The organism is Myxococcus sp. AB025B, from assembly GCF_006518215.1.
GTDB lineage: Bacteria > Myxococcota > Myxococcia > Myxococcales > Myxococcaceae > Myxococcus > Myxococcus fulvus.
Genome location: NZ_SRLW01000060.1, coordinates 1 through 26,784 on the forward strand (window position 1 = coordinate 1; position 26,784 = coordinate 26,784).

Annotated in this window: 22 protein-coding genes; 13 read left to right on the forward strand and 9 right to left on the reverse strand. The window is 71.2% G+C overall.

The window, feature by feature from the left end; all coding sequences use genetic code 11:
* The first annotated feature begins 145 nt into the window (after nt 1-145).
* Nucleotides 146-526 (forward strand): two-component system response regulator, encoded by a 381-nt coding sequence (locus FL311_RS12600; protein ID WP_046718495.1) that lies wholly within the window; start codon nt 146-148, stop codon nt 524-526.
* 9 nt (nt 527-535) lie between these two features.
* On the opposite strand, the gene rpe is transcribed toward FL311_RS12600, so the two are convergent.
* The gene (rpe, locus tag FL311_RS12605; protein ID WP_141325276.1) at nt 536-1,192 is read right to left on the reverse strand and encodes a ribulose-phosphate 3-epimerase; all 657 of its coding nucleotides are present in this window, start codon (nt 1,190-1,192) and stop codon (nt 536-538) included.
* Between the two features lie 172 nt (nt 1,193-1,364).
* Here rpe and FL311_RS12610 point away from each other — a divergent pair, with 172 nt between their 5' ends.
* Nucleotides 1,365-2,894 (forward strand): HD family phosphohydrolase, encoded by a 1,530-nt coding sequence (locus FL311_RS12610; RefSeq protein ID WP_141325277.1) that lies wholly within the window; start codon nt 1,365-1,367, stop codon nt 2,892-2,894.
* Between the two features lie 239 nt (nt 2,895-3,133).
* On the opposite strand, the gene pyk is transcribed toward FL311_RS12610, so the two are convergent.
* From pyk to FL311_RS12630, 4 genes are all read right to left on the reverse strand, one after another.
* Nucleotides 3,134-4,561: a pyruvate kinase gene (pyk, locus tag FL311_RS12615; protein ID WP_141325278.1), complete on the reverse strand. Its 1,428-nt coding sequence runs from the start codon at nt 4,559-4,561 to the stop codon at nt 3,134-3,136.
* 101 nt (nt 4,562-4,662) lie between these two features.
* Nucleotides 4,663-5,529, reverse strand: a complete 867-nt coding sequence (locus FL311_RS12620; protein ID WP_141325303.1) for a hypothetical protein — start codon at nt 5,527-5,529, stop codon at nt 4,663-4,665.
* Between the two features lie 154 nt (nt 5,530-5,683).
* Complete coding sequence (locus FL311_RS12625; RefSeq protein ID WP_141325279.1) at nt 5,684-7,141, reverse strand: NFACT family protein; 1,458 nt, start codon at nt 7,139-7,141, stop codon at nt 5,684-5,686.
* A 98-nt stretch (nt 7,142-7,239) separates the two neighbouring features.
* On the reverse strand, nt 7,240-7,455 hold the full coding sequence (locus tag FL311_RS12630; protein ID WP_141325280.1) for an excinuclease ABC subunit A: 216 nt from the start codon (nt 7,453-7,455) through the stop codon (nt 7,240-7,242).
* 363 nt (nt 7,456-7,818) lie between these two features.
* Between FL311_RS12630 and FL311_RS12635 the strand changes: the two genes are divergently transcribed.
* Nucleotides 7,819-9,105: a glycoside hydrolase family 1 protein gene (locus FL311_RS12635; RefSeq protein ID WP_141325281.1), complete on the forward strand. Its 1,287-nt coding sequence runs from the start codon at nt 7,819-7,821 to the stop codon at nt 9,103-9,105.
* A 16-nt stretch (nt 9,106-9,121) separates the two neighbouring features.
* Here the strand turns inward: FL311_RS12635 and dusB are convergent, their stop codons facing one another.
* The gene (dusB, locus tag FL311_RS12640) at nt 9,122-10,144 is read right to left on the reverse strand and encodes a tRNA dihydrouridine synthase DusB (protein ID WP_141325282.1); all 1,023 of its coding nucleotides are present in this window, start codon (nt 10,142-10,144) and stop codon (nt 9,122-9,124) included.
* 94 nt (nt 10,145-10,238) lie between these two features.
* Here dusB and FL311_RS12645 point away from each other — a divergent pair, with 94 nt between their 5' ends.
* The 6 genes from FL311_RS12645 (at nt 10,239) to FL311_RS12670 (ending at nt 17,250) form a co-directional block, all read left to right on the forward strand.
* Entirely contained in the window at nt 10,239-11,675 is a 1,437-nt protein-coding gene (locus FL311_RS12645; RefSeq protein ID WP_141325283.1) for a site-2 protease family protein, read from the forward strand.
* 86 nt (nt 11,676-11,761) lie between these two features.
* Nucleotides 11,762-12,853: an acyl-CoA desaturase gene (locus FL311_RS12650; RefSeq protein WP_141325284.1), complete on the forward strand. Its 1,092-nt coding sequence runs from the start codon at nt 11,762-11,764 to the stop codon at nt 12,851-12,853.
* A 129-nt stretch (nt 12,854-12,982) separates the two neighbouring features.
* Nucleotides 12,983-13,546, forward strand: coding sequence for an RNA polymerase sigma factor (locus FL311_RS12655; protein ID WP_228556837.1), 564 nt, complete (start codon nt 12,983-12,985; stop codon nt 13,544-13,546).
* Nucleotides 13,543-14,427, forward strand: a complete 885-nt coding sequence (locus tag FL311_RS12660; RefSeq protein ID WP_141325286.1) for a DUF1109 family protein — start codon at nt 13,543-13,545, stop codon at nt 14,425-14,427. Before FL311_RS12655 ends, FL311_RS12660 begins: the two co-directional genes overlap by 4 nt.
* Before the next feature lie 100 nt (nt 14,428-14,527).
* Nucleotides 14,528-16,633: a chloride channel protein gene (locus FL311_RS12665; RefSeq protein ID WP_228556838.1), complete on the forward strand. Its 2,106-nt coding sequence runs from the start codon at nt 14,528-14,530 to the stop codon at nt 16,631-16,633.
* Nucleotides 16,634-16,740: 107 nt separating this feature from the next.
* Nucleotides 16,741-17,250, forward strand: a complete 510-nt coding sequence (locus FL311_RS12670) for a GNAT family N-acetyltransferase (RefSeq protein WP_046716146.1) — start codon at nt 16,741-16,743, stop codon at nt 17,248-17,250.
* A gap of 10 nt (nt 17,251-17,260) precedes the next feature.
* Here the strand turns inward: FL311_RS12670 and FL311_RS12675 are convergent, their stop codons facing one another.
* Both FL311_RS12675 and FL311_RS12680 read right to left on the reverse strand, forming a co-directional pair.
* Entirely contained in the window at nt 17,261-17,806 is a 546-nt protein-coding gene (locus FL311_RS12675) for a peroxiredoxin (protein WP_141325287.1), read from the reverse strand.
* A 50-nt stretch (nt 17,807-17,856) separates the two neighbouring features.
* Nucleotides 17,857-19,140 (reverse strand): amidohydrolase family protein, encoded by a 1,284-nt coding sequence (locus FL311_RS12680; protein WP_141325305.1) that lies wholly within the window; start codon nt 19,138-19,140, stop codon nt 17,857-17,859.
* 1,088 nt (nt 19,141-20,228) lie between these two features.
* On the opposite strand from FL311_RS12680, the gene FL311_RS12685 reads away from it, so the two are divergent.
* The 3 genes from FL311_RS12685 to FL311_RS12695 are packed head-to-tail and all read left to right on the forward strand — an operon-like array spanning nt 20,229 to nt 24,148.
* A complete protein-coding gene (locus tag FL311_RS12685) occupies nt 20,229-22,349 on the forward strand; it encodes a serine/threonine-protein kinase (protein ID WP_255510333.1) in 2,121 nt (706 codons plus the stop codon).
* A 10-nt stretch (nt 22,350-22,359) separates the two neighbouring features.
* Nucleotides 22,360-23,379, forward strand: coding sequence for a PHB depolymerase family esterase (locus FL311_RS12690; RefSeq protein ID WP_141325289.1), 1,020 nt, complete (start codon nt 22,360-22,362; stop codon nt 23,377-23,379).
* Nucleotides 23,380-23,398: 19 nt separating this feature from the next.
* Nucleotides 23,399-24,148, forward strand: coding sequence for a carbohydrate deacetylase (locus FL311_RS12695; protein WP_141325290.1), 750 nt, complete (start codon nt 23,399-23,401; stop codon nt 24,146-24,148).
* Nucleotides 24,149-24,247: 99 nt separating this feature from the next.
* Here the strand turns inward: FL311_RS12695 and FL311_RS12700 are convergent, their stop codons facing one another.
* Nucleotides 24,248-26,167 (reverse strand): hybrid sensor histidine kinase/response regulator, encoded by a 1,920-nt coding sequence (locus FL311_RS12700; protein ID WP_141325291.1) that lies wholly within the window; start codon nt 26,165-26,167, stop codon nt 24,248-24,250.
* Nucleotides 26,168-26,363: 196 nt separating this feature from the next.
* Between FL311_RS12700 and queF the strand changes: the two genes are divergently transcribed.
* Complete coding sequence (queF, locus tag FL311_RS12705; RefSeq protein WP_141325292.1) at nt 26,364-26,726, forward strand: preQ(1) synthase; 363 nt, start codon at nt 26,364-26,366, stop codon at nt 26,724-26,726.
* Nucleotides 26,727-26,784 lie beyond the last annotated feature (58 nt).

The following is a 26,784-nucleotide window of genomic DNA, read 5'->3' on the forward strand; positions in this document are numbered from 1 at the left end:
CCCTCCTGCGGTCCGAAAAGACCCTCGCTCCTCCCCTCGCCCCTTGCCCCCTCTAACAATTGTCCTGACATTCCGATAGTTCCGGATATATTCACCAGTCCCCTCTGGGCCGAGAAGGCAGCTGGCCGTGCAGCTCCAAACGAACATGCCCCCCGTCGTCCTCATCTCCGATGATGAACCGCTCATCGTGTCGGCCCTCGCCCGGGAGGCGAAGCGGTCCGGCCTGACGTGCATCTCGGACACGACGTCGGAGCGCGTCCTCGAGCTGGCCCGCCTCCACCGGCCCGCCGTCATCATCCTGGACATCAACCAGCACCAGGACGGGCGGGATTTGCTCGCCCAGCTCAAGCAAGACCCCGCCACCCGCGAGTGCAAGGTCATCATCCTCAGCGGCGTCGAGGACCAGTTCACCCGCCACGTCTGCTTCGAGCTCGGCGCCGACGACTACGAGGTGAAGCCCTTCGACCCCACCTTCATGACCCGCGTCGCCCGCCTCGCCACCACCGTGGCTCGCACCCGAGCCTGAACCCCACCGTCACCCCCGGAGCGAACGGATGGCCGCCGCCCGGTCCTTCGCCCCGAAGACGTAGCTGCCCGCCACCAGCACCGTCGCCCCCGCCTCCACCACCTTCTTCGCCGTCTCGGCGTTGATGCCCCCATCCACCTCGATGTCCGTGTCCAGCCCCCGCGCGTCCAACATCGCGCGCAGCCGGCGCACCTTGTCCACCGTGGACTCGATGAACCCCTGCCCCCCGAACCCGGGGTTCACGCTCATCAACAACACCATCTCCACGTCCCCCAGCACCTCCTCGATGGCCGACAACGGCGTGCTCGGGTTCAACACCACCGCCGGCTTCGCCCCCGCGTGACGAATCTGCTGCAACGTCCGGTGCAGGTGCGGGCTCGCCTCCACGTGCACCGTCAGCACGTCCGCCCCCGCCTTCGCGAAGGCCTCCACGTACTTCTCCGGCTCCACAATCATCAGGTGCACGTCCAACGGCTTCGTCGCCGCCCGCTTGATGGCCTCCACCACCACCGGCCCAATCGTGAGGTTCGGCACGAAGCGCCCATCCATCACGTCGACGTGAATCCAATCGGCGCCCGCGGCTTCGATGTCGCGGACCTCCTCGGCCAGGCGACCGAAGTCTGAAGACAACAGCGAGGGCGAGATTCGGACAGGGCGGCGGCTCATGGGGGCGCTACATACCCCGCTCCCTTTCACCCCGACAGCGAAGGAATTCCCCGACGTCCGCTCTAAAGCAGAAAACCAAGCAGGTCGGCCCCCAGGGCGACCACCTGCCCGGGCGTGTTACAACCTTGGAATCCTGCACAACCGCAGGACACACCTCGCCCGGAGCCACCCGGTGCCCTCTTCCGCCCTCGCGCAGCAGCCGACTCCGCCGCAGCCCGACCTCACCCGCCGCCTGGCGAAGCTCACGTCCATCCTCGACGTGGCCAAGGCCATGAGCGCCGAGCGGGACTTGGACCTGCTGCTGCCGCTCATCCTCTACGAGGCCACCAAGGTGGTGGAGGCGGACCGGTGCTCGCTCTTCATCCTGGACCGCGAGCGCAACGAGCTGTGGAGCAAGGTGGCCCAGGGCTCGAAGAACGAAATCCGGCTCCCCGTGGGCAGCGGCATCGCCGGACAGGTCGCCCACACCGGCACCATCATCAACATCCCCGACGCCTACGCGGACACCCGCTTCAACCGCTCGTTCGACGTCTCCAGCGGCTACCAGACGAAGACCATCCTCTGCGTCCCCATGCGCGACGCGAATGGCGACGTCACCGGCGTCATCCAGGCCCTCAACAAGCTCGATGGCGTGGCCTTCAACGCCGAGGACGAGGAGCTGCTGCTCGCCCTGGGCGCGCAGGCCGCGGGCGCCATCGAGAACGCCCTGCTCCACGAGGAGATCAACCGCCTGTTCGAGGGGTTCGTCTCCGCCTCCGTCGTCGCCATCGAGCAGCGGGACCCGACCACGGCGGGTCACTCGGGCCGCGTCGCCGACCTCACCGTGTCCCTGGCCCAGGCGCTGGAGCACCAGTCCACCGGCCCGTATACCCAGGTGCGCTTCTCCGCCACCGAGATTCAGGAGCTGCGCTACGCGTCGCTCCTGCACGACTTCGGCAAGGTCGGCGTGCGGGAGAACGTCCTCGTCAAGGCGGAGAAGCTCTATCCGCATGAGCTCGAGGTGCTGCGCGCCCGCTTCCAGCTCGCTCGCAAGGACCTGCAGCTGCAGAGCTACCGGCGCCGGTTCGAGGCGGTGAAGAAGCGCGGGGACTCGGCGCTCGCGGAGATTGAAGCCGAGGAGACCGAGCGGCTCGACACGGAGCTCAAGCACCTGCACGAGGTGTTCGAGTTCGTCCTCACCTGCAACCGGCCCACGGTGCTGGCGCAGGGCGGCTTCGAGCGGCTCACGGAGCTGGGCCACCTGAGCTTCCAGGACGACGCGGGCCAGACGCAGCCGCTGCTCCTGCCGCGCGAAATCCAGTCGCTCTCCATCCCCCGCGGCACCCTCTCCGCCGACGAGCGCCGCGAAATCGAGAGCCACGTCGAGCACACCTACCGCTTCCTCACCCAGATTCCGTGGACGCGCGCCCTGCGCCGCGTGCCCGAAATCGCCTACGCGCACCACGAGAAGCTCGACGGCACCGGCTACCCCCGCGCCATCCCCGACCGCACCATCCCCGTCCAGTCGCGCATGATGTCCATCTCCGACATCTACGACGCCCTCACCGCCAGCGACCGTCCCTACAAGAAGGCCGTGCCGCACACCCTCGCGCTCGACATCCTCAAGAAGGAGACGCAGAACGGGCAGCTCGACCCCGAGCTGTTCAAGATCTTCGTCGAGGCCGAGATTCCCCGCCGCGCACTGAAGCACGCGCCGAAGTAGCGGACCGGCTTCTCTGGCACAGCTCATTCACCAGCTCCGCCCTCGCCGAGGGCTCGGCCGTCGAAGCACGGCGTAGGAGCTCCGTCCTCGCCGAGTCCAGGCCTGGCGGGCGACGGTTCGCTCCAGCCCCGTCCTCGCCAAGGGCTCGGCCGTTGAAGCACGGCACTTCACCGACCCCAGAAAACAAACGGGGCCCGCCGCGCGAAGCAGCGAGCCCCAGGTCCTCACGGCGTCAGGCTTCAGCCGATGGTGTGCAGCCGCAGGCTGTTGATCTTCCCGGGCTGCCCCACGGGCGCGCCGTAGACGATGACGATGCGGTCACCCTTGCGGCCCAGTCCTCGCGCGAGCAGTTCCTCCTCCACGCGGCGCACCATCGCCTCCGTGTCCTGGATGGGCTCGAGCACCCGCGGCACCACGCCCCACAAGAGCGCCAGCCGCCGGCGGACCTCCTGGTTCGGGCTGAAGGCCACAATCGGCACCGTCGGCCGGTAGTGCGACAGGAGCCGCGCCGTCACACCCGACAGCGTGAAGGCGGCAATCAGCGAAGCGTTGCTCGCCTTCGCCGCCTCGCACGCCACGCGCGCGATGACGTCCGGGAAGTGCGAGGGCACGCCCAGCGGCGAGTCGATGCGCGGCGACAGCCCCTGCACCCGCGACGAGGACTCCGCCGCCAGGATGATGCGCTCCATCATCTGCACGGACTCGATGGGGAACTTGCCGCTCGCCGTCTCGCCCGACAGCATCACCGCGTCGGCGCCGTCGAACACCGCGTTCGCCACGTCGCTCGCCTCGGCGCGCGTGGGCCGCGGGTTGTCGATCATCGAGTTCAACATCTGCGTCGCCACGATGACCGGCAGGCCGCGCAGGTTCGAACGCCGGATGATGTCCTTCTGCACCGCCGGCACCTCCTCGGGCGGAATCTCCACGCCCAGGTCGCCGCGCGCCACCATCACCCCGTCCGTCTTGTCCAGGATGGCGTCCAGCCGCGCAATCGCCTCCGGCTTCTCCAGCTTGGCGATGATGGGCACCGTGCGGCCCACCTCGGCCATCGCCTGACGGGCCGTGTCCAAATCGGACGGCTGCCGCACGAACGACAGCGCGATGTAGTCCACGCCCGCCTTGATGCCGAAGACCAGGTCCTCACGGTCCTTCGGCGTCAGCGCCTCCGCGCGCACCGCCACGCCGGGCAGGTTGATGCCCTTGTTGTTCTTCAGCGTGCCGCCGTGGATGACCTCCGTCTTGATGAGCTTCTGCTTGTCCGTGTGGAGCACCTTCAGCTCCAGCAGGCCGTCATCCAACAGGATGCGGTCCCCCGGATTCACGTCCGCCGCCAGGAACGGGTACGTCGTCGACACGATGTCGTCCGTGCCCGGCACCGTCTCGTCCGTGGTGATGTGGAAGGTGCCCCCCTCCTTCAGCTCCGTGCTGCCCTGGGTGAAGCGGCCCGTGCGAATCTTCGGGCCCTGCAAATCACCCAGGATGCCCACCGCCTTGCGCACCTTCAGCGAGGCCGCGCGCAGCTTGGCGATGTTCTCCGCGTGCTGCTCGTGGCTGCCGTGGGAGAAGTTCAACCTCGCCACGTCCATGCCGTTCTCCAGCAGCGCCTCCAACATCTCCTGGCTCTGACTCGCGGGCCCGAGGGTGCAGACAATCTTCGCTCGTCGCATATGGCTCGGGAGGATGGGTGGACCTCATGGAGGCGTCAAGCACGCACCACGGGTCGCTTCGCTCGGTAAACCGGTAAATGAGCCAGCGAGCAGAAGAGCCATCAACCGCGCAACAACACGCCCAGGTTCTCCCGCTCCCAGCGCAGCGCCGCCGCGTAGTGCGGGTACGTGCGCTCGCGCTCCCGGAAGGCGCGCGGATGGTGGACGCGGCGCCCGCCCCGCCCCGTGCTCGGGAAGAGCTGATGGAGCATCTCGTGGTAGACGATGAACTCCACGAAGAAGGCCGGCACCTCGGGCCTGTCCAGCGCGGGGTGGATGCGAATCTCCCGCGTCTGGTGGTCGTACACACCCAGGCGGATGGACTTCCGACGCCGCCTGGGCGGCATGCGCCCCCAGCCGATGCGCGCCTGGATGCCGTTGTCGAAAAATGTCGCGTTGACCCCGTTGTAAAGCGCCTGCAGGTCGAAACAGCGCCCCAGCGGGTTCAGGTCCGCGTCGGATTCGCGCCGCACCTGACGGATGCGCGGCTGCTGTCCCCGGATGTACTCGTCCAGCAGCACGCCCGCGGTGCGGTGGCCCCGGCCCGCGTAGTCCGCCACCGCGCGCACCACCGTCTCCGGCGCGTCCAGGAACATGTGGTGCAGGCGCAGCTGCAGCGCGTTGCCTCCCCGACGGAAGGACACCATGGTGGAGCGGTTGTCCGTCACCGCCAGCTTCACCGGCATCCCCAGCTCCGCGCTCAGCCGCCACGCGAGCGACTCCGCGCGGTTCCACATGTCCTCGCGCGTGGAGGAGACGTTGAGCATGCGCGGCGCTTCCTCGGGCACCCGGTTGCGGGGCGGAGGAGGACGGGGCGCCGGGGGCGCCAGCTGCGCCTCGAGCTCCGAGACGACGTCCGGGGCACGCGGCTCCGCGGCCTCCGCCGTGGCCCGACTGGCCGCGGAGAGGCCGCGTGGGAACAGGGACATCTGACGGAAAAACTCGGAGGTCACTCGTCGCGCATCGTACCCGCCAAGGCTCCGGACTCAAGGCCGCAGGCCCCTGCCCGCCTGCCCTCCGTCAGCCCGTCAACCGCGTCCGCCCCGAGTCCCCGGGTGATTCACACTCCGGGGGCGGCATCCGTCACGGAGCGGGCACCTCGGTGTGACGGGACTTGAGCAGTCGCTCCAGCCGCTCGGGCTCCATGCGCACCACGAAGGTCTTCTCGCGCGTGTACGTCACCTGCCCGTGCGCGCCGCCCTTCACCTTGCGCACGAACTTCACCGGCACGTAGCTCACCTCGCCCCGCGGCTCGCCCTTCGCCCCCGAGTGGTGCAGCGCCAGGTGCGCCGCGTCGAGCAGCGCCTCCTGCGCGGGCTCCTGTCCCTTCTCCAACGGCAGCACCACGTGGCTGCCCGGCACGCCGCGCGCGTGCAGCCACAGGTGCCAGGGCCGGGCGAGCTTGAAGGTGAGCGTGTCGTTGTCCTCCGAGCCCCGGCCCACCCAGATGCGCGCGCCCGCGTGGCCCACGTACTCCTTGAAGGGCCGGCCCTCCGGCGTCGCCTCGCCGCCCGCGGAGACGTGCAGCACCTCCACTTGTGCCAACAGCATCGCCTCGTCCATGCGCTCCACCTGCTCCAGCGCGGCCTGGGCGTGGGCGACCTCGCGCGCCAGCTCCGCCTCGCGGTGGCGCGCCTGCTCCACGCCGCGCAAGAGCCGGCGGTACTGGTGGAAGTGCCAGTCCGCCTCCTCCTTGGGCGTGCGCTTCGGGTCCAGCGGCACCCGGACCTCCTGGGCGCCCTCCTCCGTGTACTCGGTGAGCGTCACCTCGGTGGCGCCGCGCTTGAGGCGGAAGAGGTTCTGCGCGAGCAGCTCCCCCAGCCGGCGGTGCTTCTCCGCCTCCGGCCCCCGCGCGGCCTCCGCCCTCACCTTCTCCAGGGTGCGCGAGGAGCGCTTGAGGCGGGCGCGGTACGGCTGCGCGAGGCGACGGCGGATGGACTCGGCGCGGCTCTGCTGGTCGCGGGCCCCGAGCAGCCGCTCGGCCGCGTGGGAATAAGGGAGCACCTCTCCCGCTGTTGGCACCAGGCGGGAGGCGACCTTGAGCGCCTTCTCCAGCGCCTCGGCGGGCATGGGCTCCGGCGGCGTCCACGCAGCGCCTGGGTACAGATTGCGGCGGGGGCCGAAGCCCTCGCCCGAGAGCATCAGCACCCGGTCCTGCTCGCTCGAGATGAGGAGGCCTCCCGGAGAGCCCAGCTCCATCACGAGGTGGCGGCGCACCTCCTCTCGCTCGAAGTCGAGCTGAACGACGCGCTCGGCCTCCATGAAGCGGGCGCCGGTGAGCTTCGCGCCGGTCAGCTCGTGGCGGAGCCAGCGCTGGAAGGGGGCGGGCTCGCCGGGCGTGGGGAAGCGGGAGGTGGCGGCGGAGACGCGGGCCAGGTCTCCCTCCGCGCACAGACACAGGAGGATGGAGCGTCCGGGGACCCGCAGCTCCAGGTAGGCCAGCCTCGGCAGGGGGCACCAGGCCTTCTGGGCCACCGCTCCCGTCAGCTGACTGCCCACCTCCGCCACCACCTGTGAGAGCTCCACGGGACGCAGCGACACGGGCAACCTCCTGTCCGGACAAAAGAAAAACGGCCCGGCGGGTTTCGCCGAGCCGTTCACCGGACGTCAACCAACGTCCGCGAATGACGACCTGCTGCTCAGGACTCCGGCGTAACCGGGGCCGCCGTCGCGCTGGTCTTCTTCGCCCGGGCCGCCTTCTTACGGGCGGGGGCCTTCTTGGCGCGAGCCGCCGTCTTACGGGCGCCCTTCTTGGCCGCGGCCTTCTTGGTCGCGGTCTTGCCAGCCGTCTTGCGGGTGGTCGTCTTCTTAGCCTTCGCGCTGGTCTTCTTCGCGGTCTTCTTCTTGGCGGCCATCAGAACCCTCCATGTGATTTGGCCCCAGTCAACCGGGGCCCTGCACTCTTCCTGATGAAAGTGAGTGCTTGAAGTGAATGGTACGGGCGACACACCAGTGTGTCAACGCATGGTGATGTATTGCATCGCGCGGCGAGGCCGATTTTTCGGCATCGAGCGGTGCCGAGGGCCTTGAACGGAGGTTCGCGGACACTTCGGAGGCGCGTCGCCGAATCGCGCGCGAGGCCGATTTTCCGGCTCCGGACGCGACGGAGGCCTTCGCTTCCGCGCTCGCGCGGACGCACTGTCGGCTGCCGCGCAAAGGCCCGAGCGGCACGCGGCGCTTTTCGCGAGGGAGGTCGGCGTCTACGGTGCGCGGCCACGATGAGGACCCCCGAGCGCACCTTCCCCGCGGACTTCACCTTCGGCGTCGCGACGTCGGCGTACCAGGTGGAGGGCGGCATCGAGAACGACTGGGCCGAGTGGGAGCGCGCTGGAAGATTGAAGGAGCCCCATGCGCGCTGCGGGCGGGCGGTGGACCACTGGAGCCGCTACGAGGAGGACTACCGGCTGGCGACGGCGGTGGGGGCCACCGCGTTCCGCATCTCCCTGGAGTGGGCGCGAATCGAGCCCGAGCGCGGGCGCTTCGACGAGGCGGCGCTCGAGGGGTACCGGGAGCGACTCCTCAAGATGAAGGCCCACGGCCTCACGCCGGTGGTGACGCTGCACCACTTCACCCACCCCACCTGGTTCCACCGCGAGACGCCGTGGCACCAGCCCGAGAGCGTGGAGGTCTTCCGCCGCTATTCCCGCCGGTGCGCGGCGCTGCTCGAGGGGCTGGACGCGCGGGTCATCACCTTCAACGAGCCCATGGTGCTCCTGTTGGGCGGCTACCTGCAGGGCGCCATCCCCCCGGGCATCGCCGACGGGGCGCTCACCATGAAGGCGCTGGAGAACCTGGTGCGCGCACACGTGGTGGCCCGGCGGGAAGTGGGCGAGAAGCTGGGCCGGGTGGAGACGGGCATCTCCCAGAACATGCTGGCCTTCGCGCCGGACCGCTGGTGGAACCCGCTGGACCGCGCGCTGGTGCGGCTGGGGGGCCAGGCCTACAACCACGCCTTCCATGAGGCGCTGTCCACCGGGAAGCTGCGGGTGAACATGCCGGGGGTGGCCACCGCGCGTATGGACATCCCGGAGGCGCGCGACTCGGCGGAGTTCGTGGGGGTGAACTACTACAGCCGCGCGCACCTGCGCTTCGTGCCCCGGCCCCCGTTCATCGAGTTCAAGTACCGCGACACCCAGGGGCGGGGCCTGACGGACATCGGCTGGGAGGACTGGCCCGAGGGCTTCCTCCAGACGCTGCGCGACGTGAAGCGCTACGGCAAGCCGGTGTGGATTACGGAGAACGGCATCGACGACCGGAGCGGGACGCGCAGGCCCCAGTACCTGCACACCCACCTGGCCCAGGTGCTCGCCGCCAGGGCCGAGGGCGTGGACGTGCAGGGCTACCTCTATTGGAGCCTGCTCGACAACTTCGAGTGGCTGGAGGGCTGGGGCCCGCGCTTCGGCCTCTACCACGTCGACTTCGACACGCTGGAGCGCAGGCCCACGCCCGCGTGCGACTACTTCCGACAGGTGGCCACCGGGCGGAAGCTCGTGGCCCCGCTGTAAGAAGTTCCGGGCCCGCTCAGCCGAGCGCCGCCCGGTAGTCGACGTCCTGCTCCTCCTCGGAGGCCGCGCCCGGGTTCGAGGCGCGGTCCGCGGTGGCGAAGAAGGCGCGCACCGCGTCGGCGACGGCCTCCGGTGCATCCAGGGTGTTCACCCGGGCCCGGAAGACCGCCGCGCCCACCAGGCCATGGGCGTACCAGCCCAGGTGCCGGCGGAACGAGCGCACCGCGCCGAGCGGGTCCCCCACGAAGGCCAGGTGCGCGTGGAAGTGCTCCAGCACCAGGGCGCAGCGCTCCTCGGGGGTGGGCGGCTCTCCTCCAGTCAGCTCGCGAAAAATCCAAGGGTTGCCCAGGGCCGCGCGGCCAATCATCACGAAGTCGCACCCGGTGGTCTCCAGCATCCGGCGCGCGTCCTCGCAGCTCTTCACGTCGCCGTTGCCGAACAGGGGCAGCTCGGGGAAGTGGCGCTTCACGTCGGCGATGACGCTCCAGTCGGCGCTGCCCGAGTAGCCCTGCTCGCGGGTGCGAGGGTGGATGGCCAGCCCCGCGCAGCCCGCCTCCTGGAGGGCCTCCGCCATCTGGAGGTAGTTGCGGGAGCGGGCGTCCCAGCCCGAGCGAATCTTGCAGGTGACGGGCAGGCCGGAGGCCTCGCGCATGGCGCGGACGATGGCGGCGGCGCGGGGCGGGTCGGAGAGCAGCGCGCTGCCCGCGCCGTTCTTGGTCACCTTCTTCACGGGGCAGCCCATGTTGATGTCGAGCAGCTGGGCGCCGTGGGACCTGCCGACGCTGGCGGCGAGCCCCATGGCCTCCGGGTCTCCTCCATAGAGCTGGAGCGAGTAGGGCTTCTCCACCTGGGCGTCGAAGCGCAGGTACATCAAGGTGCGCTGGTTGGCCCGCATCAGGCCCTGGGAGCTGACGAGCTCGGTGGGGCACAGGGCGGCGCCCATGCGGAAGGCGAGCACCCGGTAGGGCATCTCGGACACGCCGGCCATGGGGGCGAGGACGTAGGGGTTCGCGAGCGTGAAGGGGCCGAGTCGCAGCATGGGGCCTGAGGAACCTAGCGGAATCGAAAGAACCGGTCGCGGGATGTGCGCTCCGGACTGCGCAACCGCCCTTCAACGGTTAAGGTCCGTCTCCATGTTCCGCTTTCGTCTCGGGAGCATTCCCGTCGAGGTCCATCCCAGCCACCTGCTGGTCTCCGCCATCATCGCGTACACGTCGATGAGAGCGGCCCAGAACGGCTGGCCCTTCGCCCAGGTCGCGGGGGCTCCCGCGCTGGGGCAGGCCAGCGCGATGGGGGTGTTCGTCCTCTCCTGGATGCTCATCGTCTTCGTGTCCGTGCTGGTCCACGAGCTGGGGCACGCCCTGGCCAGCCGCCTCTTCGGCTATCGGCCGAGCATCGCGCTCGTCTGGTTGGGCGGCCACACCCTGCCCACCGACACCCCCGGCCCCCTTCCTTGGAAGCGGGACGTGGTCATCACCGTGGCGGGCCCGCTGTTCGGGCTGATGCTCGGCGTGGTGTGCCTGGTGGGGTACCTGTTCCTGAGCGGGGGCTCGCCCGCGCTGGACTTCTTCCTGCGCACCTTCGCGGGGGCCAACTTCATCTGGGCCATCTTCAACATGCTGCCCGTGCTGCCGCTGGACGGCGGGCGGCTGGTGAACACCCTGTCCACGCGCATCTTCGGGCCGCGCCGGGGCATGGTGGTGTCCCAGGGCCTGGCCCTGCTCGTGTGCGTGGCGGTGGTGGGCTACAGCCTGAGCACCGGCTGGCTGTTCGCCGGCATCTTCTTCGCCATGTACGGCTACCAGGCCTTCCGGATGCTGACCGAGGCGCTGGGCTCCAGCGCCTCGGGCACGCTGAGCCGCGGCGCGCTGGAGAACCCGCTCGCGCAGAAGCTGCGCGAGGGCAAGTTCGCCCTGGACGCGGGGCGGATGGATGACGCGCGGCGGCTGGGGGCGCAGGTGCTGGAGGGCGGCGACGGGCTGACCGCGGAGCTGGCGAGCCATGCCCACCACCTGCTCGGCTGGGTGGCGCTGAAGGAGGGCCAGGGACGGCAGGCGCTGGACCACTTCTCCCAGGTGCAGGGGCTTCAGGTGGAGCCGCACGCGGTGGCGGCGTCCTTCTCCCTGGTGGGGGACGACGCCCGCGCCCTGGACTGGTGGAAGCAGGCCTGGCAGACGTCGTCGGACCGCACGGTGATGCACGAGTACGCCGGGACGTTGATCCGCCTGGGGCGCGCGCCGGAGGCCCTCAAGCTGCCGGGCGTGGAGCCCGCGGCGGCGTACTCCTGCGCCGAGCGCGTGCTGTTCATCCGGGGCGCGTACTCGGAGGCCGCGGCGGTGGGCGAGGCGGCGCTGGAGCACGCGCCGAGCGCGAGCATCGCGTACGACGCCGCGTGCGCCCATGCCCGGGCGCGCAACGTCACGGACGCGATGCGCATGCTGCGGCGCGCCAGCGAGCTGGGCTTCCGGGACGCGGCGTATGCGGCGTCCGATTCGGACCTGACGGCGCTGCACGGCCAGCCCGCTTTCGAGGAGTGGTTGACGGAGCTGAAGCAATCCGTCGCCTCCTGACAGAGGCATGACAGGAGGGGGTGTTGATGCGGGATGAGGCTGCGCACCTTCGGGTCCGCCGCCTTCCTTCCGCTCACGAGGCTCCCTTGCAGACATCCTCTCCTGCCACGGCTCCCGCGGACGACGAGCGACTGAACTGGCTGTCGTCCATCCCGTTCTTCGGCGTCCACGTCATGTGCCTCTTCGCCTTCGTCGTGGGGGCGAAGCCGGTGGACCTGGCGGTGTGTGTGGGGCTGTACATCGTCCGCATGTGGGGAATCACGGCGGGCTACCACCGCTACTTCTCCCACCGGGCCTTCAAGACGGGGCGCGTCTTCCAGTTCATCCTGGCGCTGGTGGGCAGCACGTCCACGCAGAAGGGTGTCCTCTGGTGGGCGGCCAACCACCGCCACCACCACCGGTACTCGGACCAGGGGGAGGACATCCACTCGCCCGTGCAGAAGGGCTTCTGGTTCAGCCACGTGGGTTGGATTCTCTGCGACAAGTACGGCAAGACGCGCATGGAGGGCATCAAGGACTTCGCGCGCTTCCCGGAGCTGGTGTGGCTCAACCGCTTCCACCTGGTGCCGTCGATTGCGCTGGCCGTGGCGCTCTACTTCATCGGCGGGTTCTCCATGCTGGTGTGGGGCTACTTCGTGAGCACCACCCTCTTGTGGCACGGGACGTTCACCATCAACTCCCTGAGCCACATCTTCGGCAAGCGCCGGTACAAGACGACGGACACCAGCCGCAACAACTGGCTGCTCGCGCTCGTCACCCTGGGCGAGGGCTGGCACAACAACCACCACTACCACCAGAACACGGCCAACCAGGGCTGGTTCTGGTGGGAGGTGGACCTCAGCTACTACTCGCTGAAGGTGCTCTCCTGGTTCAAGGTGGTGGAGGGCCTGCGGCTGCCGTCGGAGGCGACGAAGTACTCGTACCTCAAGTACACGGCCGAGGAGCGCGCCGAGCTGGCCGCGCCCACGAGCTTCTTCGGCGCGGGTGGGGCTCGCGCGCAGCTGGTCGCCGCGAAGTCCGCCGCGGAGGCGCAGCTGGTCGCCGCGAGGTCCGCGGCCGAGGCGCAGCTCCTCGCCGCGAAGACGGCCGCCGAGGGCAAGGTGCGCGAGGCGCTGGCCGCCGCCGCGGACCACCTGCCCTCCTCCGCACCCACACCCGAGCCGCTGCTCAAGCCGTGAGCGGCGGCTGGGCGGCGCGCCTTGCTTCCGGGTCCACCGTGACGGGATAGAGTGCGCCGGTCCGTGGCTCCGCCTCCGCCTCCGCCGATGAAACCCGCCTCAGCGCCCGCGCGTACCGCAGAGGACCCGGTGCGCGCCTGTGTCGCCGCCGACCCCGACGAGGTGCTGATGGCGCGGTTCTGCGAGGGACATCCCCCGGCGTTCGACGCGCTCTTCCAGCGCCACGCGGGGCCGGTGCGCGGCTACCTCACCCGCCTGACGGGCAGCGAGGCCACGGCCGAGGACCTGGTGCAGCACACCTTCATGTCCCTGGTGCGCTCGCGAGGGCGCTTCCAGCCGGGCTCGCGCTTCAAGCCGTGGCTGTACGCCATCGCCACCAACGCCGCGCGGGACTTCCAGCGCCGGGGACGCCGACCCGAGGAGCTGACGCCCGAGGGCGAGCTGCCCGTGGTCGCCGACGAGCGCACCGGGCCGCGTGACGTGGGGCTGGAGCGGACCGTGCGGCGGGCGCTGGACCAGCTCCCCGAGGGACAGCGCATCCCCATCCTGCTGCACCGCTTCGAGGGGATGGGCTTCGCCGAAATCGCCGACACCCTGGGCCTCACCGAGAGCGCGGTGAAGGTGCGGGCCCACCGGGGCTATGCGCGGCTGCGCGAGCTGCTCACGGCCCTGCGCACGGAGACGATGGAATGACGCCGGAGTGTTCTCGGGTGATGGACCGCCTGGGCGAGCTGCTGCCCCCGGAGCTGGAGTCCCACGTGGCGACCTGCGCGGACTGCCGGGCGATGACGGGGGGCTTCGACCTGATGGGGGCGCCTGGCAAGCCCCCCCACCCCCTCGCGCGAGAGGTGCTGGCGCCGTCCACCGAGCGGCTCGCGAGGCAGGCGCCCCCGGAGGGCACATCGGCAGACGCGGCCCCCCGCGCCTTGCGCGAGGCGCTCGCGCGCGAGGGCGCGTCCCTGGATGCGGCCCACAGCTTCGCGTACGAGGCGCTGGCCCGGCGGCCCCGGGCCCGGCCCTGGTGGCACGAGCTGCTGCTGCTCCTGGGGGTGCACGGCGCCATCGCGATGACGGCGTTGGCCGTGCTGGCCCACGGGGCCTGGGTGGCGAACCGGGCCGACGTGCCCGTCATCGTGGGCGTGGGGCTGCTGCTCACCGCGCTCCTGTCCTCCGGGGCCTATGTCGCCCTGGCGCCGCACCGCAGGACGGTGCCCTGGGGCGGCGTCATCGCGGTGATGCTGTCGGTGGGTGCCACCGTGGTGCTGTCGGGCTCCGGGGTGCGGACGGCTCCGCTCATGGCGGGCATCCTCGGCTGCGCGGGCACCGAGCTGGCGGTGACGGCCGTGCCGCTCGCCTTCACGCTGGTGCTGCTGTGTCGCTCCGCGTACCACCCGGTGCGCGCGCTCGCCGCCGGACTGTCGGCCGGAGGGGTCAGCCTGCTGGTGCTCCACCTGCACTGCGCCGACGGGACGACGCCTCACCTGCTCGCCGGGCACGTGGTCCCCTGGCTGGCGCTCGGGGGCATCACCCTGCTGCTGCGCTCCCTGCTGCCCACCCGCAGCCACGCGCCCTAGGCCGCCTGTTCCTCCCTCGCTCGGAACCGTGCCCAGGTTCCGACAGGCTCTTCACGAACGTTGAAGCATCCGCGTTCGCGATGGGTTAGTGGGAGGACCAATGAATGCCGATGAACCTCCGCCCGGGACGTCCTCCCAGCGCGCGTTGTGGGCGCGGGCGCGAGAGCACCTGAGCCGTCTGATTCACGCGACCTTGCAAGCCTCCAACCGCCTGCGCCTGCCCGGCCCCTCGGTGCTGCCGGTGGCGGGCGCGGTGGTGGGGCTCTACAGCGGACTGGCCGCTGGAATCTTCGCCAACCTCATCGGCCTGGTGACGGGCCTGACGTTCGGCACGGCGGAGCTGGCGCACACGCTGCGCCGCAGCCAGCTCTTGACGCTGTGGGAGGCGTTCGCCTCCGCGCGGTGGCATCCGGAGTACGCCATCGTCGGGGCGCCGCTGGCGCTGGGCGGGCTGCTGCTCGCGCGGGTCATCGAGCCGGGAGGCCCTCGCGACGAGGTGAAGCGGCGGCTGCGGCTGCTCGCCCTGCTGACGCTGGGCGCGCTGTCGCTCTACTACCCGCTGGTGGCGCTGGCCGCGCTCAACAGCGTCTTCGGCCACTCGCACTCGCTGGCGGACGCGATTCCGCACCTGCCCTGGTGGCTGATGCTGCTGGCGCCCACGCTGGGCGGCATGGCGGTGGGACGGCTGCTGCGCGACAAGCCGGAGACGCATGGCCACGGCGTGCCGGAGGTGGTGCGCGCGGTGAAGAGCGGCGCCAACGTGGTGCCGGCGGACCGGGGCCTCTTGAAGCTGGTGGCGTCCGCCATCACCATCGGCTCGGGCGGCTCGGCCGGACGCGAGGGCCCCATCGTGTACGGCGGCGCGGCGTTCGCCTCCAGCGTGGGGCGCGTCCTGGGCTTCAGCCGGCGGGAGCTGTCCATCCTGCTGGCCTGCGGCGCGGGCGCGGGCATCTCCGCGTCCTTCAACGCGCCCATCGCCGGCGCGGTGTTCGCGATGGAGATCATCCTCCGCGAGTTCGAGCTGCGCGTCTTCTCCCCCATCATCCTGGCCAGCGTGGCGGGCACCCTGGTGAGCCAGGGCGTGCTGGGCGAGGCGCCCATGCTGCGGCAGGTGCCGTACGAGCTGGTGAGCGGCTCGGAGGTGCTGGCGTACGCGGCGCTGGGCATCGGCTGTGGCCTGTTGGCCTTCGCCTTCGTGCGGCTCCTGCACGGGGTGGAGCACTTCTTCCATGGACGGATGCCGGGCACCCTGTCGCCGTGGCTGGGCAGCAAGTCGCTGCCGTTCCGCGCGGGCCTGGGCGGGCTGTGCGCGGGCGTGCTCGCGTTCATCAGCCCCACGGTGTGGGGCAGCGGGCACGACTACATCAACCTGGCGGCGGTGGGGAAGCTGCCCTTCTTCTTCCTCGTGACGGCGTGCCTGCTCAAGCTCGTGGCCACCGCGGTCACCATCGGCTCGGGCGGCTCGGGCGGCACCTTCTTCCCGGCGGCCGTCATCGGCGCCATGGCGGGCGGGGCCTTCGGCACGCTGGTGCACTACTTCTTCCCGGCCAGCACCGGCCCCAGCGGGGCGTACGCGCTGGTGGGCATGGGCGGCGCGGTGGCGGCGCTCAACCGCGGCCCGCTCACCGGGATGATGATGCTGTACGAGCTGAGCGGGAACCACGACATCATCCTCCCGCTGATGGTGACGTGCACCATCGCCTCCGCGCTGTGCCACTACCTCATCGAGCGCAAGGCGGCGAAGGTCCTGAGCGACGCGGACCTCTTGGAGAGCACCCACGTGCAGACGCTGATGGAGCACGTGGCCCCGGTGCCCGCGGGGCTGCCGGTGCGTCCGCTGGCGGACCTGCTGCTCACGTCCGAGACGGGCGCGCTGCCGGTGTTGGACACGGCGGGCGAGGTGTACGGCATCGTCCAGGTGGAGCAGCTGCGCGAGGTGTGGCGCGACGAGTCCGTCTATCCGCTGCTGGTGGCCAGTGACTTGTCGCGCAAGCTGCCGGTGCTCACGCCGGAGACGGACCTGGCGCAAGCGCTGCGGCTGATGGACCAGGAGGACGTGGACGCGCTGCCCGTCGCGGCGCCCACGGGCATCGCCACCCGGGGGCTGCTCACCCGCGCGGCGGTGCGTCGCTTCCTCTTCGCCCAGCACGCCCGGCACCACGCGCGCGGTGACGCGCCCGTCGGCGCGTCCGAAGTCACGCACTGACGCTGGCCCCGAGTCGGGGGTCAGTGTCACCCCACGAAAGAGCCCGCGTGGCGAGGGTGGTCGCCACGCGGGGGATGGGACATGCTGCGCGCCTTCCGGAGGCGTCCTTGGAGCTACGCCGCGCGACCCCAGCCGAGCATCCGCTGCTGCGCAACCTGTACCCGCTCTATCTGCACGACTTGAGCGAGTTCGGGGTCGGCTACCGCCTGGACGAGCAGGGCCACTGGGCACCCAACTACCTGCCGACGTGGCTGGCGCCGTCGTCGGAGGTCCACCCGCTGCTCCTGCGCTGGGAGGGCCGCACGGTGGGCTTCGCCTTCGTGGCCCAGGCGCCCTTCCCGTACATGACGCCGGGGCGCGACTTCCGGATGAGCGAGTTCTTCATCCTGCGCGGCGAGCGGGGCTACGGCCTGGGCCGGCGCGCCGCCGTCGCCGTGTTCGAGCGCTTCCGCGGGCTGTGGGAGGTGTCCCAGCTGCCCGCCAACCACGCGGCCACGTCCTTCTGGCGCAAGGTCATCCGCGAGTACACGCAAGGGCGCTTCGAGGACACCTTCGTGGACGACTCGCCGGCGCAGATGTTCGACAACCGCGAGCTGCCGCCGCGCTCCGGACGCTGAAGCTCGGGCGCTACGGCCTGGGCTTCGCCTCGGGCGCCGGCGTGGCGGGAGCGGGCTCCTTCGCGGCGGGCTGGGCCTGGGAGCAGGAGGTGATGGCGCCCGACGGGTCGATGGCGTCTCCACCCGCGTCCACCTTGAGCACCTTGCGCCCCTCGCCCACGACGAAGGTGTAGCGCTTGGACACCGTCACCAGGGGCATCTTCACGTCGTAGGACTCGACGACCTTGCCCTCCGGGTCGGGGATGAAGGGGAACGGCGCCGCGAGCTCCGCCTTGAAGCGCTTGAGCGTCTCCGCGTCATCCGTGCTGAAGGCGAGCACGCGCCCCTGCAGCTTCTCGATTTCGGCGTGCCGGGCGGTGAAGGCCTTGAGCTGCTTGGTGCACCCGCCCGTGAAGGCCTTGGGGAAGAAGGCGACGATGACGGGGCCCTGCTTCACCATCTCCGACAGGATGTAGACCTTGCCGTCGGTGTCCTTCACCGTGAAGTCCGGGGCGGTATCCCCCACGGCGGGGATGGCGGCGCTGAGCAGGCCTGCGAGCAGTACGGGAGCGAGCATGCCTCGGATAAGAGCGGACCCGTCCCTCCCGGGCAAGCGACCCCGAGGGCCTACGTCGTCTCACCCATCCGCGCCCACACCGCCGCCGCGGCCTCGCGCGCCTGCTCCGCCACCACGGAGGGGTTCACCGACAAGGGCCGGCGCGCCCACATGCGCCACACCCCGTCCACCATCACCGCCTCCACGTGGCGGCTGCCCAGGCCGAACACCACGTGCCACGCCAGGTTCTCCGCCGTCAGCGGCGTGGCGGGCAGGTAGTCGAGCACCAGCAGGTCCGCGAGCGCGCCCTCGCGCATGGAGCCCATGGGCACGCCGAAGTGCGCGGACGCCAGCCGGTGGCCGTTGGCCAGGTAGCGCAGCACGTCGATGACCTGCCCCGCCTCGCGCGAGCGCAGGTACGCGGCCTGGGCCTCCGCGAAGAGGTCCGCGGACACGCCATCCGCGCCCAGCGTGGCGCGCGCGCCGAACTTCAGCGCCGGCGCGTAGCCCACCTCCAGGCCCTGGTTGGCGCGCGGCGTGTGCACCATCCACGCGCCCGTCGCAATCACCTGCGCCAGGTCCGCCCACGCCAGGTGCCCCACGTGCGCCAATTGGCTGCGCGGCGACAACAGCCCCGCGGCCAGGAGCCGGGGCACCGGCGAGTCACCGTGTCGCTCATTGGACAGTCGCTCGTCGAGCGGGTCCTCGGCCAGGGGGAGGTGCAGGCCGGTGTTGGCGGTCTTCAGGGCCTCGGTCAGTCCCTGGAGCGCGTCGGGGCCCAGCGTGAAGCAGGGGCCCGCGCCCACCTGTCCGCGGAAGCGACCCTGCGCCTTCTGCGCGAAGCCCACCGTCTCCTCCAGGCCCTCCTCGCGGCCCACCGCGCCGTTGCGGTCCGACACGGCGTAGGCCAGCACGCCACGCACGCCGACCTCGTGGAGTCCGCGCGCCAGGCGCACCAGCGAGCCGGAGACCGCGCTCGGGGAGGAGTGGAGGTTGACCACCGTGGTGGTGCCGCACTGGAGCGCCTCCAGTCCGCCCGCGCAGGCGGCGACCTGGACGGCGTCCAGGTCCAGCGCGTCCTCGTAGGGCCAGAGCACCTTCTCCAGGCTGTCCTGGTACGTCTCCATCGCCTTGCGCGGCATGCCCCGTCCGAGCACGGCGTGCAGCCGGTGGTGCGCGCTCACCAGGCCCGGGAAGACGAGCTTGCCGGAGAGGGCCACCACCTCGTCGTCCGGCTGGGGCGCCAGGTCCGGCCCTCGCGCGACGATGCGCTCGCCCTCGATGCGCAGGTCCACGCGCTCCACCACCGCGGGCTCCAACTCGACGACGTAACCACCCTTGAGGACGGTTCCCAACATCCCTCCGAACGAAGAACGAAGCGCGGCAGCGGGCCCGGACGTTAGCACTCTCACTCCCTCATCGCGCGAGCGAGCAGATGGGGCGCCCACACCCCGCGTAAGGCACACCGCACCACCCGCGACGTCGGACGCGGCGGCCCTCATTGAACTCGGGCGCGGGGTCCGTCACACCCCGGCGCACACCTCGAGGTGGGAGCGGAGCTGAAGGCGCGTCGCACGAACACACTGGGGCACATGGTTCGCGCCGCGCCCGGATGAAGTGGAACCGTACCGAGGTGAGGCTCCATCTCCGCCTGTTCGGTCCCTCGTTCCAACGAGGTGGGAGGCTCGCTGCGAGGCGTTGAACGCCCCCTGTTCGAGCTTCGCCCCCTGCGAGCTGAGCACCTCCCCGCGAAGCGCCTCGCCCTCCCATCGACACTCCAGCGGCAAGCCCCACCGAGGTGAGCACCTCCCCGCGGACGTCGCGCATCCCCCACAGCCTGTTGGAGCCTCACCCACCGAGGTGAGCACCACGCAGAGACGAGCCTCACCCGCTCGTCCTGGTCGAGCCACGCCTCCCACAGATGGGGGCCTCCCGGCGGAGCATCGCACCGCGAGCCTCGCCCCACCGAGGTGGGGGCATCGCGCAGGGCCCGACCCCAACGAGAGGCGGAAGACTCCCCGCGGAGCGGCTCCCCTGGCGGCGAGCCCCGCCCAGGCCCTGCGGGCCAGTCATTCGTTAGAACGAGCGTTCCCGCGCGACACGGTGGGGCCTCGAGCTGGCACGTCTCGGCAGATCGGCCCGGGAGCCCACGCGGCCCGAGCCCAGGTCTCCGACGGATACCGTGCCGACACGCACGAACGTCACGAGGAGGACGTGCCCCGCGAGGCCCTCGCCACGTGGAAACCCCGTGCCCCACGCAGGCCGTGAGGACAGGAGCGCCGGGCGAGCGGGCCCGGACGAGACCGAGCGGGCATGCCCCCTCGAACTTCTGAGGGGGCACGAAGACAGGCTCTCCACATAGACTGGCGCCATCTTGGAGTCGGGTCCGAACACCTATTGGGTCGGTCGCTACCGTCTGTCCGCGCGCATCGCGACGGGCGGCATGGCGGAGGTCTACCTGGGGCGGCGCTTCGAGGATGACGGCCAGCGCGGGCCCGCCGTCGCGGTGAAGCGGCTGATGCCCCACCTCGCCTCGGACCGGCGCGTGGTGCAGATGTTCCTCAACGAGGCGCGCATCACCGCGCAGGTGCGCCACCCGAACGTCGTCGCCATCCTCGAATTGGGCATGGAGGGCGCCGAGCCCTTCATCGCGATGGAGCTGCTCGAGGGGCGCTCGTTCGCGGAGCTGCGCCAGGAGGCCGCCGAGCGCGGCCAGCGCGTCCCCCTGGGCATCACCCTGCGCGTGCTCGTGGAGGCCTGCCGAGGCCTGGACGCCGCGCACCGGGCCGTGGACGAGGCGGGCAGGCCCCTGCGCATCGTCCACCGCGACTTCACGCCGGACAACATCCACGTCGGCGTCAACGGCGCGGTGAAGGTCATCGACTTCGGCATCGCCAAGGCGGACGCGCTCGGCGCGGGCACCGAGCCCGGCGTGCTCAAGGGCAAGTTCTTCTACATGTCGCCGGAGATGATTTCCGGCAAGCCCGTGGACCACCGCGCGGACCTCTTCGCCGCGGGCGTCATGTTGTACGAGCAGCTGTGTGGCCGCAGGCCCTTCACCGGCATGACGGCCGAGGAGGTCCTGGGCCGCATCGCCGAGGGCCGCGTCCGCCCGCCCACCGGCTTCGACCCGTCCGTCCCCGGCGCGCTGGAGCTGGTCTGCCTCACCGCGCTCCAGCGAGACCCCGCCGCGCGGTTCGACAGCCTCGAGTCCTTCATCGACGCCATCGAGGCCATCGGCGGCCCCGCCGAGGTCGCCTCCGCGGAGGAGGTCGCCGCCTACGTCGACACCCTCTTCCCGCCGGAGAAGGACCCCAAGCGCCAGGCCCTCCGGCGCGCGCGCATGGCGGACCCGTCCCACGGAGGCACGCCTCCGGGCCCGCGCCGCTACGAGCCCCACGTGGCCCCCCACGCCGCCATGACGGTGCCCACCGGCTGGCCCGTGCTGCCGGACGTGGGCGCCACGGTCCACGACGAGACCTTCCCCGAGCCCGCGCGCACGGCGACCGTCGAGCCCGTCGCTCCGCGGGTCGTGAAGCCCGCGCGCGTCCCCTCTCCGACGGACTCGACGCCGCCCACGCGCGGCACGCCTTCCGGCATCGGCGAGGGCGGACCCTCGCGCCGTGGGGGCTCGCGCGTGGCGGCCATCCTGGCCGGGGTGCTCGGGCTGGCGGCGCTCGGGGGCGGAGGTGTCTGGTACCTGAAGCGCGCGGCGGCGGCGCCCCAGGAGCGGCTGGCGAAGGCGACGGCCGCGGACACGGCGGCCGAGAAGAAGGCGCTGCTCTCCGGGCTGGGCACCGACGTGCGCGCCACGGCAGAGGAGCTGGCCCAGGCGGGCGCGCTGCTCGTCGACGCGGGGGCCTTCCCCGAGGTGGCCGAGCTGGCGGAGTCCTTCACCACGCGCTTCCCCAAGGAGCTGGAGGCGCACCTGCTCGCGGCCCGCGCGGCGACGGAGCTCAACCGCGGCAAGCGGGCAGAGCGCGCGTTGGATGAGGCGCTCGCGCTGGCGCCCAAGGATTTGCGCCCCTCGCTGATGCTGGCGGACCTGCGCGAGCGACAGGGCGACCTGCCAGGCGCGGTGGCGGCGCTGGCGAAGGCGTACGTGCTGAAGCCGGGCTCGCCGAAGGTGGCGCCGCGCTTCGGGCGGATGCTGTCGCAGAGCGGACGGCTGGACGAGGCGGCCTCGGTGCTGTCGGCCTGGACCCGCGAGCGGGACGACGCGGTCAGCCTGGCGGAGCTGGGCTTCGTGCGCTTCCGCCAGGAGCGCGTGGACGAGGCCGCGGCGCTGCTCCGGCGCGCGCTGCGCAAGGACGGCCGGCTGGCCGTGGCGCACTACTACCTGGGGGCCGTCCTCTTCCGACAGGGCGACAGCGCGGGGGCCGAGCGCGCCTATCTGGAGGCGGACAAGCTGGCGCCGGAGGACCCTCGGGCCCTGGCCGCACGTTGTCAGCTCCACGCTCACGGTGGCAACGCGGTGGCGGTGGCCGAGGTGAAGCGTACGCTGGAGGAACGATTCCCCGACCGCGCGACGCGGCTCGCGGCGGAGTGCCAGGCGGGGAATTAGCTTCCCCTCCATGCACCGCGGCCCCTTCCTGGCACTGCTCTTCCTGACGGCTCCCGGCTGTTCCTCGTCCCCCGACACCTTGCCGGAGCCCCAGGCGCCGCCGGACGCGGGCACGCCCATGCCGGAGCCCCAGGTGCCGGACCGCGCAGCCTGCCAGGGACTGTCCGCGGGCCCCGGTACCCACGACTGGACAGTGACCCACGACGGACGGGAGCGCGCCTACCGGGTGCACGTGCCCCCCGGCTACGACGCCACCCGCCCCACGCCCACCGTGGTCGCCTTCCACGGCTATGGCTCCCACCCGGAGCAGTTGGAGCGCCAGACGGGCCTGTCCACGCTCGCCGACACCGAGGGCTTCCTCGTCGTGTACCCGCGAGGGCTCAGCGCCCAGGAGCTCAACGGCGGCCCGCCGCCTCCGCCGCAGGACAACACCCGGGGTTGGAACGGGGGCGCGTGCTGCGGCTCGTCCCAGCTATCCCAGGTGGACGACGTGGGCTTCGTGGACGCGATGATGGCGGACCTGGACACGCACGTGTGCGTGGACCCCCGGCGCACGTTCGCCACGGGCTTCTCCAACGGGGGATTCTTCTCGTACCGGCTGGCCTGTGAGCGCGCGGGGAGGTTCGCCGCCGTCGCGCCCGTGTCCGGCATGGCGCCCTCGAGCGGGTGCGCGCCGTCCCGGCCCGTGCCGGTGCTGCACATCCACGGCACGGAGGACACCGTCATCCTCTACGAAGGGGGCAGCAACATCCCCTTCGGTCGCCCCTATCCTTCCGCACGGGACTCGGTGCGCGGCCAGGCGGAGCGCAACGGCTGCGGTGGGCCGGAGGAGCAGACGTATCAGCGGGGCAACAGCACCTGCGTGGCGTTCACCGGATGCACTCCGGAGAGCGCCACCGCGTCGCTGTGTACCGTGCAGGGTGGAAACCACACGTGGCCCGGCAGTCCGGTGAGCTCGGGCAACCCCACGCGCGACCTGGACGCCTCGCTCGAGGCCTGGCGCTTCTTCCAGGGCCGGCCGCGCCCCTGACGCACAGGAGACTTCTTCCGTGAGCACACGCACGCTCGTCATCAACGCCGACGACCTGGGGCACGACCCCGCCATCACCCGAGGCATCCTCAAGGCGATGCGAGAGGGGGTCGTCTCCTCCGCCTCCCTGCTGGTGAACACGCCCTACTCCGAGGCCGCGGCCCAGGAGTCGGGAGGCCTGTCACTGGGGCTGCACCTGGACCTGGCCCGAGGCCAGCCGCTGTGGAGCGAGTTCCCCCGCGAGTCATTGGGTGCCCAGGGGCAGTTCACCGAGGGCCGCGCCGCCGGGCTGTCCGCGGAGGTGGTGGAGGCGGAGACCCGCGCCCAGTTGGAGCGCTTCACCCAGCTCACCGGACGCGCTCCGACGCACATCGACGTGCACCGTCATCTGCACCTGCACGCCAATGTGCTGGAGGGCGTGGCCAAGGCCGCCAGGGACGCGAAGGTGCCGGTGCGCGCGCTCGACTCCATCATGCGCCACGCGCTGAAGAAGCTCGGCGTGCCCACGAACACGCACTTCGTGGGGGACACGAGCGACGACCCGTACTGGACGCTGGAGCGGCTGGAGGCGGAGCTGGTGGCGCTGCCCTCCGAGGGCGTCATCGAGCTGATGTGCCACCCGGGCTACCGCCCCGAGAAGGTGAAGAGCAGCTACGCCGCGCAGCGCGAGGTGGAGCTGGCCACGTTCGTGGACCCGAAGGCGAAGGAGGCCCTGTCGAGGCTGGGGCTCACGCCGGTGGACTTCGGCGTGCTCGCCCCCACGAACTGAGGCCTTGCGGGGGCGGCCCCCTCGCCACTCGAGCGCTGGGGCCGCGAGATAGAGCTCCGGCGCGCGGGTGCCGCGAGGCCACGCGGCCCCTCAACGGGCTCAGGCCCGGGGCAGCAGCCCCACCTGGGCCACTTCCTCGACGACGTGGGGCGCGGTCGCCGTCCTGCGCCGCTCCTGCGTCAGCACGTTGCGCACGCGCGCCACCAGCTCATCGGCGACGTACGGACGCGTGCACAGGGACGTCTCCTCCTGTGCCCACCACGGCCTCGCGTCCCCGGCCAGCAGAATCGGCACCGGACGCGCGCGCGGCAGCGTGGCGAACGTCTCCAGGAACACCCCCGCCTGTCCATGCGTCGCGGAGGTGGACAGCACGATGAGGTCCACCGGCAGGTGCGTGGCCCGCCGGAGCGCCTCCGCCCCGTCCCTCGCCGTGAGCACCTCGAAGCCCTCCGCGCACAGCACGCGCTCGGCCATCGCCTCCTGCGCCGAGTCCTCGTCCAGGAGCAGCACCCGCCGGGGCAACATCTTCACCTCGTGCGCCGGCATGCGCGGCAGGCTCACGGTGAAGGTGCTCCCATGCCCCTCGGCGCTCGCCAGCGTCAGCCCGCCCCCGTGCAGCCTCGCGATGGAGTGGCTGATGAACAACCCCAGCCCCAGGCCCCCGAAGTTGCGGTGCGACACGTTGCGCGCCCGGTAGAAGCGCTGGAACACCTGCGACTGGTCCGCGCCCGGAATCCCGATGCCGTGGTCCTGCACGTGGATGCGCGACTCGCTTGCCAGCTTCTCCACCCGCACCACGATGGGCTCCCCGGGCGGGCTGTACTTGTGCGCGTTCTCCAGCAGGTTCACCAGCACCTGCTCCAGCCTGTCCCTGTCGCCTCGCACCCACACCCGCTCGCGAGGCACCTCCACCGCGAACGGGCGCTCGAAGGCCGCGCGGAAGTGGTCCACCACCTCCGCCACCAGCTGCCCCAGCTCCAGCGGCGCCAGGTCCAGCGCCAGCCGCCCCGCGTCCAGCCTCGACGCGTCCAAGAGGTCGTCCACCAGGCCCACCAGCCGCTCGACCTGGCGCTTGGACTTCAGCACCGTGGACAGCTCCAGCGGCTGCCCCAGCGTGAGCCGGCGCTCCATCGTGTACAGGCCCAGCTTCAGCGGCGTGAGCGGCGTCTTCAGCTCGTGGCTCGCGATGGACATGAACTCCTCGCGCACCTGGAGCGCCGCCTTCGCCTCCCTCAAGAGCCGCGCGTTCTCCACCGCCACCGCGAGCTGGTTGGCCGCCGCCGTCCACAGCTCCAGCTCCCTCGCGGAGAAGGACGTGCCCTGCTCCTTGTAGAGCAAGAGCAGCCCCACCGTGCGCCGGGGCGCGCACAGCGGCACCGCCGCGAAGATGGAGCCCAGCGAGTCCCCATACCCGCGCTGGATGCCCAGTTGCGCCTGGCGCAGGGCCAGCGCCTGGTGGAACGGGTCCTCCGACGGGTCGAACGAGTCCTCCGGCGACTCCGTCCCCGCCAGGTCCGACACCGCCGAGCGGCGCAGTTCCGTGCCGTCCTCCTCGCAGAGGTACACCTCCGCGCGGCGCACCTGGGCACACCTCACCAGCGCCACCACCGCGGCCGCGCAGACGCTGTCCACCTCCAGCGACTCGCCCACGGCGCGGGCAATCTCGCGCACCGCCAGCGAGAAGGCCCCGTCGTCATCCACGCCGGAGGGCTCCACCACCAGCCAGGCGCCGGGCACCTCCTCCTCGCGGCCCGGCTTCACCTGCACGCGCACCTGGTGCAGCTCGCGGGTGATGACATGGCCGGTGTGGGCGCGGCCCTCGCGCACGGCCAGCTCTATCGCCTCCAGGCTCCGGCCCTGCTCCAGCGCGGACAGGAGGCTGTGGCCGGGACTCAGCGCCAGGCCCGTCTTGCGGGCGAAGCCCGCCTCACACCACTGGACGCACAGGTCGGGACCGACGCGCACCAGGGCCTGGGGGAGACACGAGAAGGCTTCTTCGACGTCAGGGGGAAGCGTCATGTGCTCGGGAAGGTGGCGGGGGCCTTCCCGGGATTATGAACCCCGCGGCGAAGGCGCAACCGAGGGCCCCCCCGCTTTCCCCGCTGGTGGACGGGTGCCGCGTTGAGGGCTCGACAGAACCCCCGGAGGGCCTCCCGAAAGGCCCCACTCCACGTCGTGGATGACACGTAGCGATGGTGTGCTAGACGACAGCGCCATGCCTTCGCAGCCGACCAAGGACCTGCAGACCTTCCCCAACCCGGCGCCCGAGCGCGACTACGAAATCGCGTTCGACGTCCCGGAGTTCACCTGCCTCTGCCCGCTCACGGGGCAGCCGGACTTCGCCCGGTTCAAGATCACGTACGTCCCCGACCAGAGCTGCATCGAGCTCAAGAGCCTGAAGCTCTACATGTGGGCGTACCGCAACGAGGGGGCCTTCCACGAGAAGGTCACCAACACCATCGCCGAGGACATCATCAAGGCCATCCAGCCGCGCAAGCTGACGGTGGTCGGTGACTGGTTCGTGCGCGGTGGCATCGGCACCATCGTCACCGTGACGCACGAGAAGAAGAAGGCTTGAGGCGCACCCGGCGGGGTGGACGGTCGCCGTGAGGCGCCGTCCCTCCGGACGCCTGGGG

Bases quoted from the DNA above. Each gene is read 5' to 3' on its own strand.
- FL311_RS12635 (WP_141325281.1), top strand. From the start codon at position 7,819: ATGAGGACCCCCGAGCGCACCTTCCCCGCGGACTTCACCTTCGGCGTC.
- FL311_RS12630 (WP_141325280.1), bottom strand. From the start codon at position 7,455: ATGGCCGCCAAGAAGAAGACCGCGAAGAAGACCAGCGCGAAGGCTAAG.
- pyk (WP_141325278.1), bottom strand. From the start codon at position 4,561: ATGCGACGAGCGAAGATTGTCTGCACCCTCGGGCCCGCGAGTCAGAGC.
- FL311_RS12600 (WP_046718495.1), top strand. From the start codon at position 146: ATGCCCCCCGTCGTCCTCATCTCCGATGATGAACCGCTCATCGTGTCG.
- queF (WP_141325292.1), top strand. From the start codon at position 26,364: ATGCCTTCGCAGCCGACCAAGGACCTGCAGACCTTCCCCAACCCGGCG.
- dusB (WP_141325282.1), bottom strand. From the start codon at position 10,144: ATGCTGCGACTCGGCCCCTTCACGCTCGCGAACCCCTACGTCCTCGCC.
- FL311_RS12660 (WP_141325286.1), top strand. From the start codon at position 13,543: ATGACGCCGGAGTGTTCTCGGGTGATGGACCGCCTGGGCGAGCTGCTG.
- FL311_RS12675 (WP_141325287.1), bottom strand. From the start codon at position 17,806: ATGCTCGCTCCCGTACTGCTCGCAGGCCTGCTCAGCGCCGCCATCCCC.
- FL311_RS12700 (WP_141325291.1), bottom strand. From the start codon at position 26,167: ATGACGCTTCCCCCTGACGTCGAAGAAGCCTTCTCGTGTCTCCCCCAG.
- FL311_RS12665 (WP_228556838.1), top strand. From the start codon at position 14,528: ATGAATGCCGATGAACCTCCGCCCGGGACGTCCTCCCAGCGCGCGTTG.
- FL311_RS12645 (WP_141325283.1), top strand. From the start codon at position 10,239: ATGTTCCGCTTTCGTCTCGGGAGCATTCCCGTCGAGGTCCATCCCAGC.
- FL311_RS12620 (WP_141325303.1), bottom strand. From the start codon at position 5,529: ATGTCCCTGTTCCCACGCGGCCTCTCCGCGGCCAGTCGGGCCACGGCG.
- FL311_RS12685 (WP_255510333.1), top strand. From the start codon at position 20,229: ATGGCGGAGGTCTACCTGGGGCGGCGCTTCGAGGATGACGGCCAGCGC.
- rpe (WP_141325276.1), bottom strand. From the start codon at position 1,192: ATGAGCCGCCGCCCTGTCCGAATCTCGCCCTCGCTGTTGTCTTCAGAC.
- FL311_RS12690 (WP_141325289.1), top strand. From the start codon at position 22,360: ATGCACCGCGGCCCCTTCCTGGCACTGCTCTTCCTGACGGCTCCCGGC.